Below are 15,259 nucleotides of genomic sequence, written 5' to 3' on the forward strand. Positions count from 1 at the left end.
GGCCTATGAAGGCCTAAAACGCATCAATGCCTGTCGCAGTCTCCTGGCCGTTTTTGGGCGGCATGCATCAGAACGGCTTGACCACCACCAGGATGACTATTGCGATCATCAGCAATGTGGGGATCTCGTTGACCATCCGCCAGTGCCTGGCCGGTTTTTCATTGCGGTCCTCGGCGAATTTACGCACCGCACCGGCCAGATAGCCATGCATGGCCGACAGCAAAAGCACCGCTCCGATCTTGGCGTGAAGCCAGCCGCCCTGGAAACCAAAGCCTTTCCAGGCAAGCCACAGGCCGAACACCCAGGTGACGATCATCGCCGGGTTTATGATGCCGCGCAGCAGGCGCCGCTCCATCACCTTGAAGGTTTCCGACTGCACCGAGCCCTTCTCGGCATCGGCGTGATAGACCAGCAGCCGCGGCAGATAGAGCATGCCCGCCATCCACGAGATGACGGCGAGGATATGGATCGCCTTGGCCCAGGGGTAGAAACTGTCGGGTGCCGCGAAATACAAAAGCGCGGTGAAAACGATCAGCACGGCGATACCTGATATCATGCGCATCATCGCCTGGCCGGTGCTGTTCGTGTTGTTCATCTGAGCCATCAGCGTGTCGCGCTCCGCACCTGTTTCACCATCGCCTCGACATGGGCGATCGGCGTCTCCGGCGTGATGCCGTGACCGAGGTTGAAGATCAGCGGCCCGTCTCCCAGCGCTCTCAGGATCGCGTCGACGCCATCCGACAGCGCCTTGCCGCCAGCCACGAGCCGCAAGGGATCGAGATTGCCCTGAACCGCACCCGAGCGCTGCAATTCTTTCGCCGCAATCAGGGGCACCGTCCAGTCGATGCCCAGCGCCGTTACGCCGGTCTTCTGTCGATAGGTCCGGTAGCGCGCACCGGCGCCCTTGGGAAAACCGATGATCGGGACATCGGGATAAACCGCCCGCACCCGGCCAACGATCTCGGCCATCGGCTGAACGCAGAACAAATCGAAAGTTTCATCGTCCAGCACGCCGGACCAGGAATCGAAAATCTGCACCACATCCGCGCCCGCCTCGATCTGGCGGATGAGATAGGCGGCCGAATGTTCGGCAAGCACCTTCAGCAATCGTTGAAAGGCCACCGGCTCGCGATAGGCAAAAAGCCGCGCCGGCGCCTGGTCGGGCGTGCCATGGCCGGCAATCATGTAGGTCGCCACCGTCCACGGCGCGCCGCAGAAGCCGATCAGGGTTGTCTCGTCGGGCAATTTGGCCCGCAACCGGCGAACCGTCTCGTAGACCGGTTCGAGATTCACGTGAAACACCTTGCCCTCCAGAGCCAGAATCTCCGGCGCGGTGATCGGCGTCAGCAGCGGCCCTCTGCCCTCTTCGAAGCGGACGTCACGGCCAAGCGCATGCGGAACGACAAGGATATCGGAAAATAGGATCGAAGCATCGAAGCCGAAGCGCTCGATCGGTTGCAAGGTCACTTCGACGGCAAGGTCTGGATCATAGCAGAGATCGAGGAACGAGCCTGCTCGCCTGCGTGTCTCCCGATACTCCGGCAGATAACGCCCTGCCTGACGCATCATCCAGAGCGGAGGCGGAAAATGAGCCTTGCCCTTCAGGACATCCAGCATGATCCGGTTCTGGGGCATCGAGCGCTCGCTTCTCCCGGCCTCTTCTATAATCAAAGATTCTTATATCTAAGATTCTTCTGATTCTAAGAGTCTGTTGGTTCTGGTGATTGCCACCTGTCCCGCTTTGCCCCGGAAAACACCAGCCAACATATTGTCGCGTGCTTCTTTTTCCCAGATGTAGGGTTCTGGGGATAGGTCGGAATCGATCAATCGAGTCAAAGCGTTAGGCGGAGCGGTGAAAGGCAGGTCCTGTGGACGGACTGTAGGCGAAAAAAGCCGTCCCCAAACTTGTCCCCAGTCGCCCGACGAAGCTGACAGCGCATCGAATTGTGGACAAACTGCCATCTGATACAGTCGCCTCCGACCGACCCCTCTTTTCATCCCGCTTTATCCACAGAAGCCCACAGCCCCAGGTGACCCCCTGTGAACAAACCCCAGAGCTTCTTCCACCTGCACCTGATTTCCGACGCGACCGGCGAAACGCTGCTCGCCGCCGGCCGGGCGGCTTCGGCACAATACAAGGATGCGCGCGCCATCGAGCATATCTATCCGCTTATCCGCACCGAAAAGCAGGTGGCGAAGGTGTTCGAGGACATAGAGGAAGAGCCGGGCATCATCCTCTATACGGTCGTGGACCAGAAGCTGGCGCGCGGCATCGACGAGCGCTGCGCGGCCATGGGCCTGCCCTGTGTGTCGGTGCTGGAGCCAGTGCTGACCGTGTTCCAGTCCTATCTCGGCACCCCCGCCGGCCGCCGCGTCGGCGCCCAGCATGTTCTCGACGCCGAATATTTCCGCCGCATCGATGCGCTCAATTTCACCATGGACCATGATGACGGCCAGCTGCCGCTCAACATGGACGATGCCGATGTCGTGCTGATCGGCATTTCTCGCACGTCGAAGACGCCGACCAGCATCTATCTCGCCAACCGCGGCATCAAGACCGCCAACATCCCGATCGTGCTCGGCGTGCCGGTGCCGGAAAGCCTGGTTGCCGCCAGCAAGCCGCTCATCGTCGGGCTGATCGCCACCGCCGAGCGCATCTCGCACGTCCGGCAAAACCGCATCCTCGGCAACAGCAGCTCGTATGAGGCATCAGACTATGTCGATCGCGCGGCGATCAGCGAAGAGCTCGCCTACGCCCGCAAGATCTGCACGCGGCATGGCTGGCCGATGATCGACGTCAGCCGCCGCTCGATCGAGGAAACGGCGGCGGCCATCGTTGCCCTGCGGGGGAAGAATAGATAGGGCAGGTAAGATAAGTGAGCACCAGCACCCCTCATCCGACCTCGCTTCGCGAGGCCACCTTCTCCCACAAGGGGAGAAGGAAGAACGTGGCACCGTCGTCTCCGCAAGATACCGCCAGTTGGCGATTTGCAGCGGCGTACGCGCGGGACTTCCCTTCTCCCCTTGTGGGAGAAGGTGGCCGAGCGAAGCTCGGTCGGATGAGGGGTGCGTGACGGAGCGCCAACATGGGTGAATCAGCATGACCGAAAAACTCATCCTCGCTTCCGGCAGTCCGTTCCGCAAGGCGATGCTGGTCAATGCCGGCGTCGATGTCGAGGCGGTGCCGGCCGATGTCGACGAGCGCGCGCTCGAGTCGCCTTTGCAGGATAGCGGCGTCTCGCCCGAGGACGTCGCCCTGGTGCTGGCCGAGGCTAAGGCGACCGAAGTCAGCGAGCGCAGGCCGGGCACCCTGGTGCTGGGCTGCGACCAGACGCTGTCGCTCGGCGACGAGGTGTTCCACAAGCCGGCTGACATGGAGGGTGCCCGCCGTCATTTGCTGGCGCTGTCGGGGAGGACCCATCAGCTCAACAGCGCCGCGGTGCTGGTTCGCGACGGCAAGGTTCTGTGGCGCCATGTCGGCATCGCTTCGATGACCATGCGCAAGCTCGACCCCGCCTTCATCGGCCGCCACCTCGCCCGCGTCGGCGCCAAGGCGCTGGGAAGCGTCGGCGCCTATCAGATCGAAGGCGAAGGCATTCAATTGTTCGAGAAAATCGAGGGCGATCATTTCACCATTGTCGGTCTGCCGCTGTTGCCGCTGCTGGCCGAACTGCGAGACCTGGGGGCGATCGATGGCTGAGGCGTCGAAAAAAGCCTTCGTGTCGGGCCATCCGGTCAAGCATTCGCGCTCGCCGAAGATCCATGGCCACTGGCTGGCCAAACATGGCATCGACGGAAGCTACCAGGCCATCGATGTCGCGCCGCAAGACTTTGCCGTGTTCGTGGAAACATTGCAGGCAAACAATTACCGCGGTGGCAACATCACCATCCCGCACAAGGAAGCGGCCTTCGCATTGGCCGAACGCCGCGACCAGGCGGCGCAAGAAATCGGCGCCGTCAACACGCTGTGGTTCGAGGACGGCGTCCTGTGGGGCGGCAACACTGACGGTCACGGCTTTGCCGCCAACCTCGACGATCATGCACCGGGCTGGGCAAGCAAGGGTCCGGCGGTGGTACTCGGCGCCGGCGGCGCGTCGCGCGCCGTCATCCATGCGCTGAAGGAGCGCGGCGTTGCCGACATCCGCATCGTCAACCGCACTCTGGCCCGAGCGCAGGAATTGCGCGATCGTTTCGGCACCGGTGTCTCGGCGCATGGCATGGCGGCGACCAACGAACTGCTCGGCGATGCCGGCCTGCTGGTCAACACCACCGCGCTCGGCATGCATGGCAATGAAGGCCTGTCGGCGGATCCCGCCCGGCTGCCCGACCATGCCATCGTCACCGACATCGTCTATGTGCCGCTGGAGACGCCGCTGCTCGCGGCCGCCCGCGCGCGAAATCTGAAGACGGTCGACGGTCTTGGCATGCTGCTGCATCAGGCCGTGCCTGGCTTCGAGCGCTGGTTCGGCATCAGGCCGCGGGTGACGGCCGAACTCCGGGCCCTGATCGTCGCCGATCTGGTGCCGAAGCCATGATCGTGCTCGGCCTCACCGGCTCGATCGGCATGGGCAAGTCGACCACGGCAAAAATGTTTGCCGAGGCCGGCGTGCCGGTCCATGATTCCGACGAGACGGTGCATCGCCTCTACGCGGGCAAGGCAGCCCCCCTGGTCGAGGCCGCCTTTCCCGGCACCACATCCGCCGGCGTGGTCGATCGTGCCAAACTTGGCGCGCGCGTGCTCGGCGATGCCGCGGCGCTGAAGCGGCTGGAGACCATCATCCACCCGCTGGTGCGCGCCGATGCCGATGCCTTTCTGGCCAGGCATCGTGGATCAGGCGCGCCGATCGCCGTCCTCGATATCCCCCTGCTGTTCGAAACCGGCGGCCGCAACCGCGTCGACAAGGTCGTCGTCGTCACCGCCCCGGCCGAGACCCAGCGCGAACGCGTGCTGGCACGGCCCGGCATGACGGAAGAGAAGCTGGCGTCGATCCTGGCCAAGCAGGTGCCGGACGCGGAAAAGCGCCGTCAGGCCGATTTCATCGTCGACACCGGACAGGGGATGGACGCCGCGCGGGCGGAGGTCGCTGCAATCATCAGCCAGCTGATAGGGGTTGGCAAGCCAGGTGGTTGAGCCCACCGCTCGACCGCCAGCTGTCGATGTGAGAGCCGCTTATCTGCCTGCCGGCTTTGCTCCTTTCCTCTCCCTCCGGAGTTGGGGACGGCATTCGCCAAACGCGCAGTAGCCGCAACCCAGGCACAATCTGGCAAGCAAGAAAACCTAGGCAAGCGGCAAAGGTCGACCCCCACTCCGTCGAGCTTCGCTCGACACCTCTCCCCCGATCGACGGGGGAGAGGAAAGGTGCAGGGCGATGAGGGGCGGCGCAAACCTGTGCGATTGCCCTGGCCATCATAGTTTCTCATTGCCATTTTGTTCCGCTCTCATGATTCTGCTCCTTTGGAGCGACTGATTCGATGCGTGAGATCATCTTCGACACGGAAACCACCGGCCTCGATTCGCGCGACGACCGCGTGATCGAGCTGGGCGGCGTCGAACTGGTCAACCGTTTCCCGACCGGCAGGACCTTCCACCACTACATCAACCCGCAAGGCCGCGCGATCCATGTCGAGGCACAGGCGGTGCACGGCATCAGCGCGGCGGACCTCGCGGGCAAGCCGACCTTCGCCGAGATCGTACAGGAGTGGCTGGACTTCACCGACGGCGCCAAGCTGGTCGCCCACAACGCCACTTTCGATGTCGGCTTCCTCAACGTCGAATTCGGCCGGCTGGGTCACCCTGTCATCGACAACGGCGTCGTCGTCGACACGCTGGCGCTGGCGCGCCGCAAGCACCCGATGGGTCCTAATTCGCTCGATGCGCTCTGCCGGCGCTACGGCATCGACAACACCAAGCGCACCAAGCACGGCGCCCTGCTCGATTCCGAATTGCTGGCCGAGGTCTATATCGAGCTGATCGGCGGCAAGCAGGCGGCCCTCATCCTCGACAGCGCCACCGCGCCGGCCCAGGGCGAGAATGTCCGCCAGATCGAAATCGTCGTCGCCCCGCGCCCGGCGCCACTGCCGCCGCGCGTGACAGAAGCCGAACGTGCCGCACATGCCGGCATGGTCGGGACATTGGGTGAAAAGGCGCTGTGGCTGAAGGTTCTCGGGAACTAAAATCGTCCCGTTGGCGATCCTTGGCGCCCCCCTCTGCCCTGCCGGCGCCTCAATCGTCCCGCCCAAAACAAAAAACCCGGCGCAAGGCCGGGCTTTTCACAATCCGTGGCAGGCAGCCCTCAGCTCACCTGGACCTTCGACGACGCCTGGTCCTCCGCCAGCTTCTGCTGGAACATCTGCGCGAAGTCGATCGGGTCGAGCATCAGCGGCGGGAAGCCGCCATTGCGGGTTGCCTCGGCGATGATCTGGCGGGCGAACGGGAACAAAAGACGCGGGCATTCGATGAACAGGATCGGCAGCATGTGTTCCTGCGGAAAGCCTGCGATGGCGAACACGCCGCCATAGACCAGCTCGACATTGAACAGCACTTCCTGGTCGAAGGACGCCTTGGCGTTGAGCGTCAGATTGACGTCGAACTGCTTGTCGGAGAGCGGGTTGGCGTTGACGTTGACATTGATGGCGATGCCCGGCGCCTTGTCGCGGCCGCGCAGCGAATTCGGCGCGCCGGGGCTTTCGAAGGACAGGTCCTTCACATATTGCGCCAGAACGTTGAGCGACGGCTGCGCCGCATTGCCGTTTCCGTTGGCTGCGCCGACCGGCGCGTCATCTTTGCTGGCCATAAGCCTTGTCCTCTTGCCTGGGCAGCGTCGCTGACCGAATTGAAATCGGGCGTTCGCTACCATGGCGGGGATGACAAGACAAGGTTTGCCGCCTTGCTTCCCGGCTGCGGGATGGAGATGGGGCGGGGCGCTAATCGTCCTTCAGGCGACGCCACGGCGAGTTGTGATCCGGGCCGCGCTTCAGATCGTCCTCGCGCGAATAGTCGCCGTCTTCGAGGTCGATGACCCTGTCGCGCTGGCGGCCACGAAAACCGCCGGTCGAGAAATCGGTGGCGACGACAATGCGGCCCTTGAACCGGCTCCAGGCAAAGTCGCGCAACGGCGGCAGAAACAGCAGCAGGCCGATGATGTCGGTGATGAAGCCGGGGATGATCAGGAGGATCGCCGCAACCACGATCATGGCGCCGTGCGCAAGGTGGCGGCTGGGGTTCTGGCCGGCGGCCATCTCGGTGCGGATGCGGGCCATGACACCAAAACCCTGGTATCGGAGCAAAAGCACGCCGGCGATGCTCGAGGCCAGCACGAGGCCGACCGTCGCCAACGCGCCGACCTCGCGGCCGACGATGACGAAACCGGCAATTTCCAGCAGCGGCAGTGCAAGGAGAAAGAAGGGAAGCAGCGAAATGCGCAAGTCTTGCCAACCTTTTTCGATCGTTATGACCGTTTTGATTGTTTTGGCCGCCAGCTGGCAATCGCCGCTGGCACTGAGGCTGTTAGATAGGTATGCCTGCCTTTGATTTGAATGATTGCGCCTTGCGTTCTATATGCTTTGAATGTTGAACGCTATGCGACCGCGGCCGTTGGGCCTGACGGTCCGGCCACAGGGCAGGGATTGATTGGCGGAAGATATGGGATTCTTCGACTTCGGCACGATTTTCTTCCTGATTGCGGCGGTGGTCATCTTTTTCCAGCTGCGCAATGTGCTGGGCCGCCGCACCGGCAGCGAACGGCCGCCCTTCGATCCCTATTCGGCGGCTCGCACCAGCGACAAGGATGCCGCCCAGAAATCCGAAAACGTCGTCTCGCTGCCGCGCAAGCGTCCGCCAGGCGAGCCGGCTCCCGACGCCTATGCCGCGATCGACGCTTTCGCCAAGCCCGATACCGACCTCAACAAGGGCCTGCGCACGATCAAGGACAATGATCCGTCCTTCGAGCCGAAGGGTTTCGTCGACGGCGCCAAGATGGCTTACGAGATGATCGTCATGGCCTATGCCGACGGCGATCGCAAAACGCTGAAGAACCTGTTGTCGCGCGAGGTCTATGACGGTTTTGTCGCCGCTATCGGCGAGCGCGAGGCCAAGGCGGAAAAGATCCAGTCCTCCTTCGTCGGCATCGACAAGGCCGATATCGTCTCGGCCGAGATGAAGGGCGGCGAGGCGCATGTCACGCTGCGCATCATCAGCGAGCTGATTTCGGCGACCCGCGATAAGGCCGGCGCCGTCATCGACGGCGACCCGGAAACCGTCGCCGAGGTCAAGGATGTCTGGACCTTCGCCCGCGACACGCGCTCGCGCGATCCGAACTGGAAGCTCGTCGCCACCGAGGAAGAAGACTAGGGAATACGCGGCGAGGCTCCGGTGTCGCTGTCGCCTCTTTTTGTCGAGAAAGCCTTCGGCGATCTGCCCGGCTGGAACGATGACGACCATTCGGCGGCCTTCGCCGCCTTTCGCCGCTCGGCCTTCCATGTCCTGACCAAACCCTATCGCAGCGGCGCGCTCGGCGTCGACTTCGACGCCTTTGCGGATGCCTACGCCGAGGCCCGGACCGTTTCGCCGGCGAATCGGTCGCCGGTTTTGACCCGCGGGAACGCCCGCGCCTTCTTCGAGCGCCATTTTGTGCCGGCGCTTATCCCTGCCGAAAATGGGCTCGTCACCGGTTTCTATGAACCGCAGGTCGAGGCGTCACCGGTGCGCACGGACCGGTTTTCGGTGCCGCTGCTGTCGCGCCCGGCCGATCTCGTCGATATCGATGACGCAAACCGGCCGCCGGGCCTGGACCCCTATCTCGCTTTCGCGCGCCAGACGCCGAACGGGACGGTCGAATATCATGACCGTGGCGAGATCGAGCGCGGCGCGCTTGATGGCAAGGGCCTGGAAATCGCCTGGTTGGCCGACAAGGTCGATGCCTTCTTCATTCACGTGCAAGGTGCCGCACGCCTCGCCATGACCGACGGCCGGCTTGCCCGCGTCACCTATGCCGCCAAATCCGGCCAGCGCTTCACCGGACCAGGCAAGGTCCTGAGCGAGATTGGCGAGATCCCGCTGGCGGAAGTGACGATGCAGTCGATCCGCGCCTGGTTCAAGGCGCATCCGGACCGCGTCGACGAGATCCTGTGGCAGAACCGCTCCTACATCTTCTTCCGCCACGCCGATGTCGAGGACGTTGCCCTTGGTCCTATCGCCGCCGCCAAGGTGCCGCTGACGCCGGGCCGCTCGATCGCCGTCGACCGCCTGCTGCACACATTCGGCACGCCCTTTTACATCGACGCGCCGACGCTCGCCGCCTTCGACGCAAAACCATTCCGGCGCCTGATGATCGCGCAGGACACTGGCTCCGCCATCACCGGGCCGGCGCGGGGCGACCTGTTCGCCGGTTCGGGCGATGCCGCGGGCGAGATCGCCGGCGTGGTCCGCAATGCCGCGGATTTTTATGCACTGGTGCCGCACGCGCTCATTGCGGGTGCGGTCCGATGACCCGGCGCCCGGACAAGCTCAGCGAGGACGACCGGATTCTGTGGAACCTGGTGGCGCGCACGGCCAAGCCGCTGAAGGGGAAATTTGCCGTCGACATCCCCGAAATTCCTGCCGAGGCCAAGCCAAGCCAGTCGCAGCCCGCCCAGCCCGTCGCCAATGTCGCAGGGACCGCGAAGCCGAAGGCGCAGCATGTCACGCACCGCCTCGACGAACCGACGCTGGACAAATTGTCGAAGGGCCGGCTGCCGATCGAGGGCCGCGTCGATCTGCACGGCATGACGCAGGACGAGGCCTACTCGCTGCTGTTCTCGTTCCTGCACCGGGCGCATGCCGGCGGCGTCCGCTATGTCCTGGTCATCACCGGCAAGGGCTCGTCCTCCGGCGGCGATGGCGTGTTGCGGCGCGCCGTGCCGGCCTGGCTGTCGACGCCTGCCTTCCGGCCGCTCGTCTCCAGCCACGACCATGCCGCCCGCAATCATGGCGGTTCGGGTGCGCTCTATATCCGCCTGCGGCGGGTCCGTTCATGAGGACGGGGGCATGACTCCGTTCGGCGAGAAGCTGCGGACGCTGAGAAGCGAACGCGGTGTCCGCCAGAAGGACATGGCGGCGGCGATCGGCGTCAGCGCCGCCTATCTGTCGGCGCTCGAACATGGCAGGCGAGGCGCCCCGACCTGGACGCTGATCCAGAAGATCATCGGCTATTTCAACATCATCTGGGACGATGCCGAGGAACTGGCGCGGCTGGCCGAGGCCTCGCACCCGCGTGTAAAACTCGACACGTCGGGTCTTTCCCCCGCCGCCACCGAGCTCGCCAATCTGCTGGCGGAAAACATCGAGAAACTCGACGAAACCGAGCTTCGCCGCATCACCGCATCGATCCGCGCGGCGTTGAACCAGCGGCCGTAGCCTGACGGTCCGCGCCGGTACAAGTTCGCCTGCCTCACGAGGACACTGCCCGCCGGCGGCCCGCCGGCGGGCAAAGTGGTGAGATCATTTCTTGCCGGCGGTGCCGCCATTTCCACCCCGGCCATGATCGCCGTGGTCGTGGCCATTGTTTCCGCCGCCCAGGCAGTCCGACGCCCCGGCATCACCGCAACAGCGGCCGGCCCAGAGGTCGTTGAGGTTGGTTTTGGCACAGCTGGTGGTCTGATCGGCCATGGCGGATCCGGCCATGCTCGACACCGCGATAGCGGCAAGAAGGGTGTTTCGCAAAAAAGCAGTCATCTGAAGTCTCCATGGTTGGTTTCGGTTCACGGCTGTGTGTCGCTGGCCGGAGCGAAATGGTTCACGGAGAAATGCGAATTCTGGCGGAGGGCCCATCGATTTCGTCATCCACGGGCGAAGCGGGCGCGCAGACCCGAGGATCCATGCCGCGAGTTGCGAGCGTCGCGACGGGGCAAAAGATCTGGTGATGACGGTATGACGATTGCAGGCGCCTGTTCCTGCGCCGCAGCGTTCTTCATCGGCATCACGGCATGGATCCCGGGTCTTCGCGACGGAGCTTCGCTCCTGCTCAGCCCTGTGATGACGAAGCGTTGGATGCCGCCCCTAGGGAAGCCGCCGTTGCTGGTGCCTACTGAACCGCGCCGACCAGAACTTGCTGGCCACCGCGGATCGAGACCCAGCGGCCGGTGTTGTCGATCGCCTGCCGCTTGAGGAAGCGGTAGCCGGTCGCGTCCCATGGCTTGACCTTGTCGGTCAGATTGTCGAGCACATAGTCGCCCTCGTCGGTGCGCACCGTCAGCACGGCGTGGCCCTCGCCGTCGGGCTTGCGCACGACGGTGATCAGAAGATCGGCAAGCGAGATGCTCATGCGCGAAAGCTGGCGCCGCTTTTCCAGCACATAGTCCTCGCAATCGCCGACGCCCTTGTCGGGATAAGCCCAGACCTCGTCCTTGCCGTAGATGTCCATGTCGCTCATCGGCTTGACGGCGGCGTTGACCCTGGCGGTGACATTGAGAAGCTTGCGCATCAGCGCGTCGGTCATCGGAGCCGGCGCCAGATTGGCCGGGCGGATCGAGCACTCGCCCGGATGCAGCTTGCAGAAATCATAGTGGCCGATCGGCTGCGAGGTGAGCCCCCCGGTCGCCATCGCTCCACCCGCCAAGGCCGGTGCCACCCAGCCCGCCGTCATTGCCAGCCCGGCCGCCACATACACGCGCAGCCGTCGCGCCATCGATGAGGAAATCATTGTCCCCGCTCACCCTTTGTTATTAACGAAAGGTTAAGGGGGATTTACAGTCCGTGTCAATTACGACGACGGTCGGATTGTCGGCATGGTTACCCGAGGGGCTGGACAGCGGCACTTGTGCAACAGAATCAGCCAGCCGGCCGGCTTTTACCGGTCAATCGCACGGTTTGTCGCCGTTAAGCTTGGTTTTATGCAGGTCATCGTCCCAAAACCCGCAATTTTGGACGACGTGCATTATCTCTTGGCGGCGCGGACCAGCTTCGGCTTCACCGCGACACGCTCCTGGCGGCCGTAGCTGGTGATGAAGTCGACGATGCGCGGGACGATTTCGGAGCGGAAGCGAGAACCGTTGAACACGCCGTAATGGCCGACCGCCGGCTGCATGTAGTGGGCGTGCCGCTCAGCCGGGATATTGGGGCAAAGATCATGCGCCGCCTTGGTCTGGCCAAGGCCTGATATGTCGTCGTTCTCGCCTTCGACCGTGAACAGCGCGACGTTGCGGATCGCCGACGGATCGATCCTGGTGCCGCGATGCGTCATCTCGCCCTTTGGCAAGGCCTGCCGCACGAAGACGGTGTCGACGGTCTGCAGGTAGAATTCGGCCGTCAGGTCCATGACCGCCAGATACTCGTCGTAGAAATCGCGGTGCTTCTCGGCATTGTCGCCATCATGCTTCACCAGATGCATGAAGAAGTCCTTGTGGGCGATGATGTGGCGATCGAGGTTCATGCTCATGAAGCCGGACAGCTGCAGGAAGCCTGGATAGACCTCGCGGCCGAAGCCTGGCACCGGCCACGGCGCATGCATCACGACATTGTCGCGGAACCAGTCGATGCCTTTTTCCTGCGCCAGCAGATTGACCGCGGTCGGGTTGCTGCGCGTGTCGATAGGCCCGCCCATCAAGGTCATCGTCGAGGGCACGAACGGGTCGCCCTTGGATTCCATCAGCGCCACGGCGGCCAGCACCGGCACGGAAGGCTGGCACACCGCCATCACATGCGTGTCCGGCCCGAGCGTGTGCAGCATGTCGATGACATAGTCGATGTAGTCGTCGAGATCGAATTGGCCGTCGGCAAGCGGCACCATGCGGGCATCGACCCAATCGGTGATGTGCACGTCGGCATAGGGCAGCATGGCTTCCACCGTGCCGCGCAGCAGCGTCGCATAATGGCCCGACATCGGCGCCACGATCAGAAGCTTCGGATCGGGCTTGCGCCCGGCGGGGACAGCGCGCTCGAAGCGCACGAGATTGCAGAACGGCTTCGACCAGACGGTCTTCTCGGCGACCTCGACGCTCTTCCAGTCGACCACGGTCTTGCTCAGGCCGAAGGCCGGCTTGCCGTAGCGGCGCGTGGTGCGCTCGAACAGTTCGGCCGTCGCCGCGATCGAACGGCCCCATTGCGTGTGGGAAAACGGATTGAGCGGATTGGAGTAGAACATCCGCACCGCGTCGGCATAGAGGCGCGCCGGCTGCAGGGCGGCGTGGTTCATCTCATAGAGCTGGTAGAACATCGAGAAACCCCGCTGCTGCCTGCGACCGAAGGGACGACGAGCAGCGCCGAGCCTAAATGTCTCGCGGGGAAGTTAACAACTAATTGCTGCGATGCAATACGTCACGCTGCGTGACCAATGCTTCTTTGGTTCAAGACCATGGAAATCGGGGCCGAACGGCGCCAGCCGGCTCAGTGTGCGGCTGCGAAATGTGTAGGTAGTGTGTCCGGCCCTTGCCGGACACAGGAAGCTCTAGACGCGCGCCATGCACACGGAAGTGTGGCCGGAGCCGATGAAGCCGAGCTGGCCGGCCGCGCCCTTCGACAGGTCGAGCACGCGTCCCTTGATGAACGGACCGCGATCGTTGATGCGCACGACGACGCTGCGGCCGTTGTTCTTGTTGGTCACCCTGAGCTTGGTGCCGAAAGGCAAGGTGCGATGCGCGGCGGTCATCGCCGACGGGTTCATGCGCTCGCCCGAGGCGGTTCTGGAGTGCAGGGCGTACCACGAGGCGCGGCCGCACTGGGCGGCGGCGGTCGCCGAAGAAGCGCCGACCATCAGGCCAGCAGCGATCGTTACCGCGACAATCGCGGTCTGTTTTGGGTTCTTCATATTTGGGGGATGGCTCCGTTTTTGACAGACCCCAGCCGTTAGGTGCCAAATAAGGCGGGAAATGCGGCAGTGATCTGGCGGTTCCGTGGCAATGGCACACGTTTGGAGTCGCTGGGTAACAGTCTGTCAGGGATTTTCCGGCACGCGATGATCAATCAACGATGATCTTTGTGTTGCTATCGGGCATCCGTTTGACAAGATCGAACATTAATATCCAAGTAGAGCTCGGCGCGGCCGGGCCACTTCCTTTGGCTCTTTTATCGCGGTCCCGATGCTGCAACCAATCGACTTCAAAAAGGAGATCCGGCAATGAGGCTGACCAAAAATCTGCTGGCGTTGATTGTGCTTGCCGTCGGCGCGCTGTGGTCGCTGCAAGGCATCGGCGTTGTCGGCGGCAGCTTCATGACCGGCCAGTCGCAATGGCTCTATATCGGCGTCGTCACCATGCTGGTCGGGCTGATCGGGTTGGTGTGGGCGAACCGGTCAAGCGGGTGAGCTTGATGAAAGGTCGACCCCCACTCCGGCCCTTCGGGCCACCTCTCCCCCGATCGACGGGGGAGAGGAAAAGCGCGAGCTCGCCGACCTTGGCTCCTTTCCTCTCCCTCCGGAGGGGGGAGAGGTGGCGCTGCGAAGCAGCGACGGAGTGGGGGAAGGCGGTCCTCGAGGGCCCGGCCCCCCGGCCCTACCCGAACAGCCGATCCAGAATCTTGCCCTCCAGCCGGGCCAACTCCACCGAACCGCGACGGCGCGGCCGTTCCACGGGCACATCCAGATCGAGCGCGATCCGGCCTTCGCTGATCACCACGACCCGGTCGGCGAGCGCGACCGCTTCGGCGACATCATGCGTGACCAGCACGGCCGTGAACTTCTGCGCGATCCAGATGCGTTCCAGAAGCTGCTGCATCTCGATGCGGGTCAGGGCGTCGAGTGCGCCGAGCGGCTCGTCGAGAGCCAGGATCTGCGGGTGGCCGACCAGCGCGCGGGCCAGCGCCACGCGCTGCTTCTGACCTCCGGACAGCACCGAAGGCCATTCGTCGGCCCGGTCGGCAAGCCCGACCTCGCCGAGGATGTCGAGCGCGCGGTGCCTCGCTTCGCTACCGGTGGCGATGCCGGTCAGCCCGACCTCGACGTTTTCCACCACGCTGGCCCAGGGCAGGAGCCGTGGTTCCTGGAACATGAAGCGCGTGCGGCTGTGTCCTTCCTCTTCGACGCCGAAGGACAGCGATCCCGATGTCGGCCGGTCGAGCCCGGCCAGAAGCCGCAACAGCGTGCTCTTGCCGCAGCCGCTCTTGCCGATGACGGCAAGGAACTGCCCGGCCGGCACGTCCAGGTCGATGCCGTCGAGCACGGTCTTGTCGCCGAAGCGCTTGCCGGCATGCCTGAAGGCAAAGGCCCGCTGTCCTTCGACGGAGCCGATCGGCCGCACCGGCGTGGCGACGAAGGAACGGGCTGCGGTCAGGCTGGCGGCGGTCATGGGC

19 protein-coding genes are annotated in these 15,259 nt (G+C 63.7%); 10 read left to right on the forward strand and 9 right to left on the reverse strand.

The window, feature by feature from the left end; all coding sequences use genetic code 11:
• Positions 1-67: 67 nt before the first annotated feature.
• Positions 68-604: a protoporphyrinogen oxidase HemJ gene (hemJ, locus tag P3C39_RS10825; protein WP_063173417.1), complete on the reverse strand. Its 537-nt coding sequence runs from the start codon at positions 602-604 to the stop codon at positions 68-70.
• Positions 604-1,635 carry a uroporphyrinogen decarboxylase gene (hemE, locus tag P3C39_RS10830; RefSeq protein WP_275953379.1) on the reverse strand — a complete coding sequence of 344 codons (1,032 nt, stop codon included), beginning with the start codon at positions 1,633-1,635 and terminating at the stop codon, positions 604-606. The genes hemJ and hemE overlap by 1 nt, the downstream gene beginning before the upstream one ends.
• A gap of 405 nt (positions 1,636-2,040) precedes the next feature.
• On the opposite strand from hemE, the gene P3C39_RS10835 reads away from it, so the two are divergent.
• From P3C39_RS10835 to dnaQ, 5 genes are all read left to right on the forward strand, one after another.
• The gene (locus P3C39_RS10835; RefSeq protein ID WP_013528729.1) at positions 2,041-2,862 is read left to right on the forward strand and encodes a pyruvate, water dikinase regulatory protein; all 822 of its coding nucleotides are present in this window, start codon (positions 2,041-2,043) and stop codon (positions 2,860-2,862) included.
• 238 nt (positions 2,863-3,100) lie between these two features.
• On the forward strand, positions 3,101-3,700 hold the full coding sequence (locus P3C39_RS10840) for a Maf-like protein (RefSeq protein WP_275953378.1): 600 nt from the start codon (positions 3,101-3,103) through the stop codon (positions 3,698-3,700).
• Positions 3,693-4,535, forward strand: coding sequence for a shikimate dehydrogenase (locus P3C39_RS10845; protein WP_013528727.1), 843 nt, complete (start codon positions 3,693-3,695; stop codon positions 4,533-4,535). Before P3C39_RS10840 ends, P3C39_RS10845 begins: the two co-directional genes overlap by 8 nt.
• Positions 4,532-5,131: a dephospho-CoA kinase gene (coaE, locus tag P3C39_RS10850; RefSeq protein ID WP_013528726.1), complete on the forward strand. Its 600-nt coding sequence runs from the start codon at positions 4,532-4,534 to the stop codon at positions 5,129-5,131. The genes P3C39_RS10845 and coaE overlap by 4 nt, the downstream gene beginning before the upstream one ends.
• A gap of 341 nt (positions 5,132-5,472) precedes the next feature.
• Entirely contained in the window at positions 5,473-6,174 is a 702-nt protein-coding gene (dnaQ, locus tag P3C39_RS10855; RefSeq protein ID WP_063173422.1) for a DNA polymerase III subunit epsilon, read from the forward strand.
• A 119-nt stretch (positions 6,175-6,293) separates the two neighbouring features.
• On the opposite strand, the gene secB is transcribed toward dnaQ, so the two are convergent.
• Both secB and P3C39_RS10865 read right to left on the reverse strand, forming a co-directional pair.
• A complete protein-coding gene (secB, locus tag P3C39_RS10860; RefSeq protein WP_013528724.1) occupies positions 6,294-6,794 on the reverse strand; it encodes a protein-export chaperone SecB in 501 nt (166 codons plus the stop codon).
• 130 nt (positions 6,795-6,924) lie between these two features.
• Positions 6,925-7,425, reverse strand: a complete 501-nt coding sequence (locus P3C39_RS10865) for an FxsA family protein (RefSeq protein WP_024502218.1) — start codon at positions 7,423-7,425, stop codon at positions 6,925-6,927.
• Positions 7,426-7,642: 217 nt separating this feature from the next.
• On the opposite strand from P3C39_RS10865, the gene P3C39_RS10870 reads away from it, so the two are divergent.
• From P3C39_RS10870 to P3C39_RS10885, 4 genes are read left to right on the forward strand one after another with little or no spacing between them, the layout of a single operon-like run.
• Positions 7,643-8,350 (forward strand): Tim44/TimA family putative adaptor protein, encoded by a 708-nt coding sequence (locus P3C39_RS10870; RefSeq protein WP_027161247.1) that lies wholly within the window; start codon positions 7,643-7,645, stop codon positions 8,348-8,350.
• A 21-nt stretch (positions 8,351-8,371) separates the two neighbouring features.
• Positions 8,372-9,487, forward strand: a complete 1,116-nt coding sequence (locus tag P3C39_RS10875; protein WP_275953377.1) for a murein transglycosylase A — start codon at positions 8,372-8,374, stop codon at positions 9,485-9,487.
• Positions 9,484-10,014: a Smr/MutS family protein gene (locus P3C39_RS10880; protein ID WP_275953376.1), complete on the forward strand. Its 531-nt coding sequence runs from the start codon at positions 9,484-9,486 to the stop codon at positions 10,012-10,014. The genes P3C39_RS10875 and P3C39_RS10880 overlap by 4 nt, the downstream gene beginning before the upstream one ends.
• 10 nt (positions 10,015-10,024) lie before the next feature.
• Positions 10,025-10,393, forward strand: a complete 369-nt coding sequence (locus P3C39_RS10885; RefSeq protein WP_013528719.1) for a helix-turn-helix transcriptional regulator — start codon at positions 10,025-10,027, stop codon at positions 10,391-10,393.
• Between the two features lie 84 nt (positions 10,394-10,477).
• Here the strand turns inward: P3C39_RS10885 and P3C39_RS10890 are convergent, their stop codons facing one another.
• The 4 genes from P3C39_RS10890 to P3C39_RS10905 all read right to left on the reverse strand — a co-directional run bounded on the left by P3C39_RS10890 (position 10,478) and on the right by P3C39_RS10905 (position 13,781).
• Positions 10,478-10,645, reverse strand: coding sequence for a hypothetical protein (locus tag P3C39_RS10890; protein ID WP_245265299.1), 168 nt, complete (start codon positions 10,643-10,645; stop codon positions 10,478-10,480).
• A gap of 415 nt (positions 10,646-11,060) precedes the next feature.
• Positions 11,061-11,678: a transglutaminase-like cysteine peptidase gene (locus P3C39_RS10895; protein WP_013528717.1), complete on the reverse strand. Its 618-nt coding sequence runs from the start codon at positions 11,676-11,678 to the stop codon at positions 11,061-11,063.
• 234 nt (positions 11,679-11,912) lie between these two features.
• On the reverse strand, positions 11,913-13,190 hold the full coding sequence (locus P3C39_RS10900) for a polyhydroxyalkanoate depolymerase (protein ID WP_013528715.1): 1,278 nt from the start codon (positions 13,188-13,190) through the stop codon (positions 11,913-11,915).
• A gap of 231 nt (positions 13,191-13,421) precedes the next feature.
• Positions 13,422-13,781 carry a septal ring lytic transglycosylase RlpA family protein gene (locus tag P3C39_RS10905; RefSeq protein WP_013528714.1) on the reverse strand — a complete coding sequence of 120 codons (360 nt, stop codon included), beginning with the start codon at positions 13,779-13,781 and terminating at the stop codon, positions 13,422-13,424.
• A gap of 309 nt (positions 13,782-14,090) precedes the next feature.
• On the opposite strand from P3C39_RS10905, the gene P3C39_RS10910 reads away from it, so the two are divergent.
• A complete protein-coding gene (locus P3C39_RS10910) occupies positions 14,091-14,276 on the forward strand; it encodes a hypothetical protein (RefSeq protein WP_024502222.1) in 186 nt (61 codons plus the stop codon).
• Positions 14,277-14,463: 187 nt separating this feature from the next.
• Here P3C39_RS10910 and P3C39_RS10915 read toward each other — a convergent pair whose 3' ends face one another.
• Positions 14,464-15,255 (reverse strand): ATP-binding cassette domain-containing protein, encoded by a 792-nt coding sequence (locus P3C39_RS10915; protein WP_013528712.1) that lies wholly within the window; start codon positions 15,253-15,255, stop codon positions 14,464-14,466.
• Between the last annotated feature and the right edge of the window lie 4 nt (positions 15,256-15,259).

The sequence above is a fragment of the Mesorhizobium sp. XAP4 genome, assembly GCF_029269325.1.
In the GTDB taxonomy this organism is placed as follows: domain Bacteria; phylum Pseudomonadota; class Alphaproteobacteria; order Rhizobiales; family Rhizobiaceae; genus Mesorhizobium; species Mesorhizobium ciceri.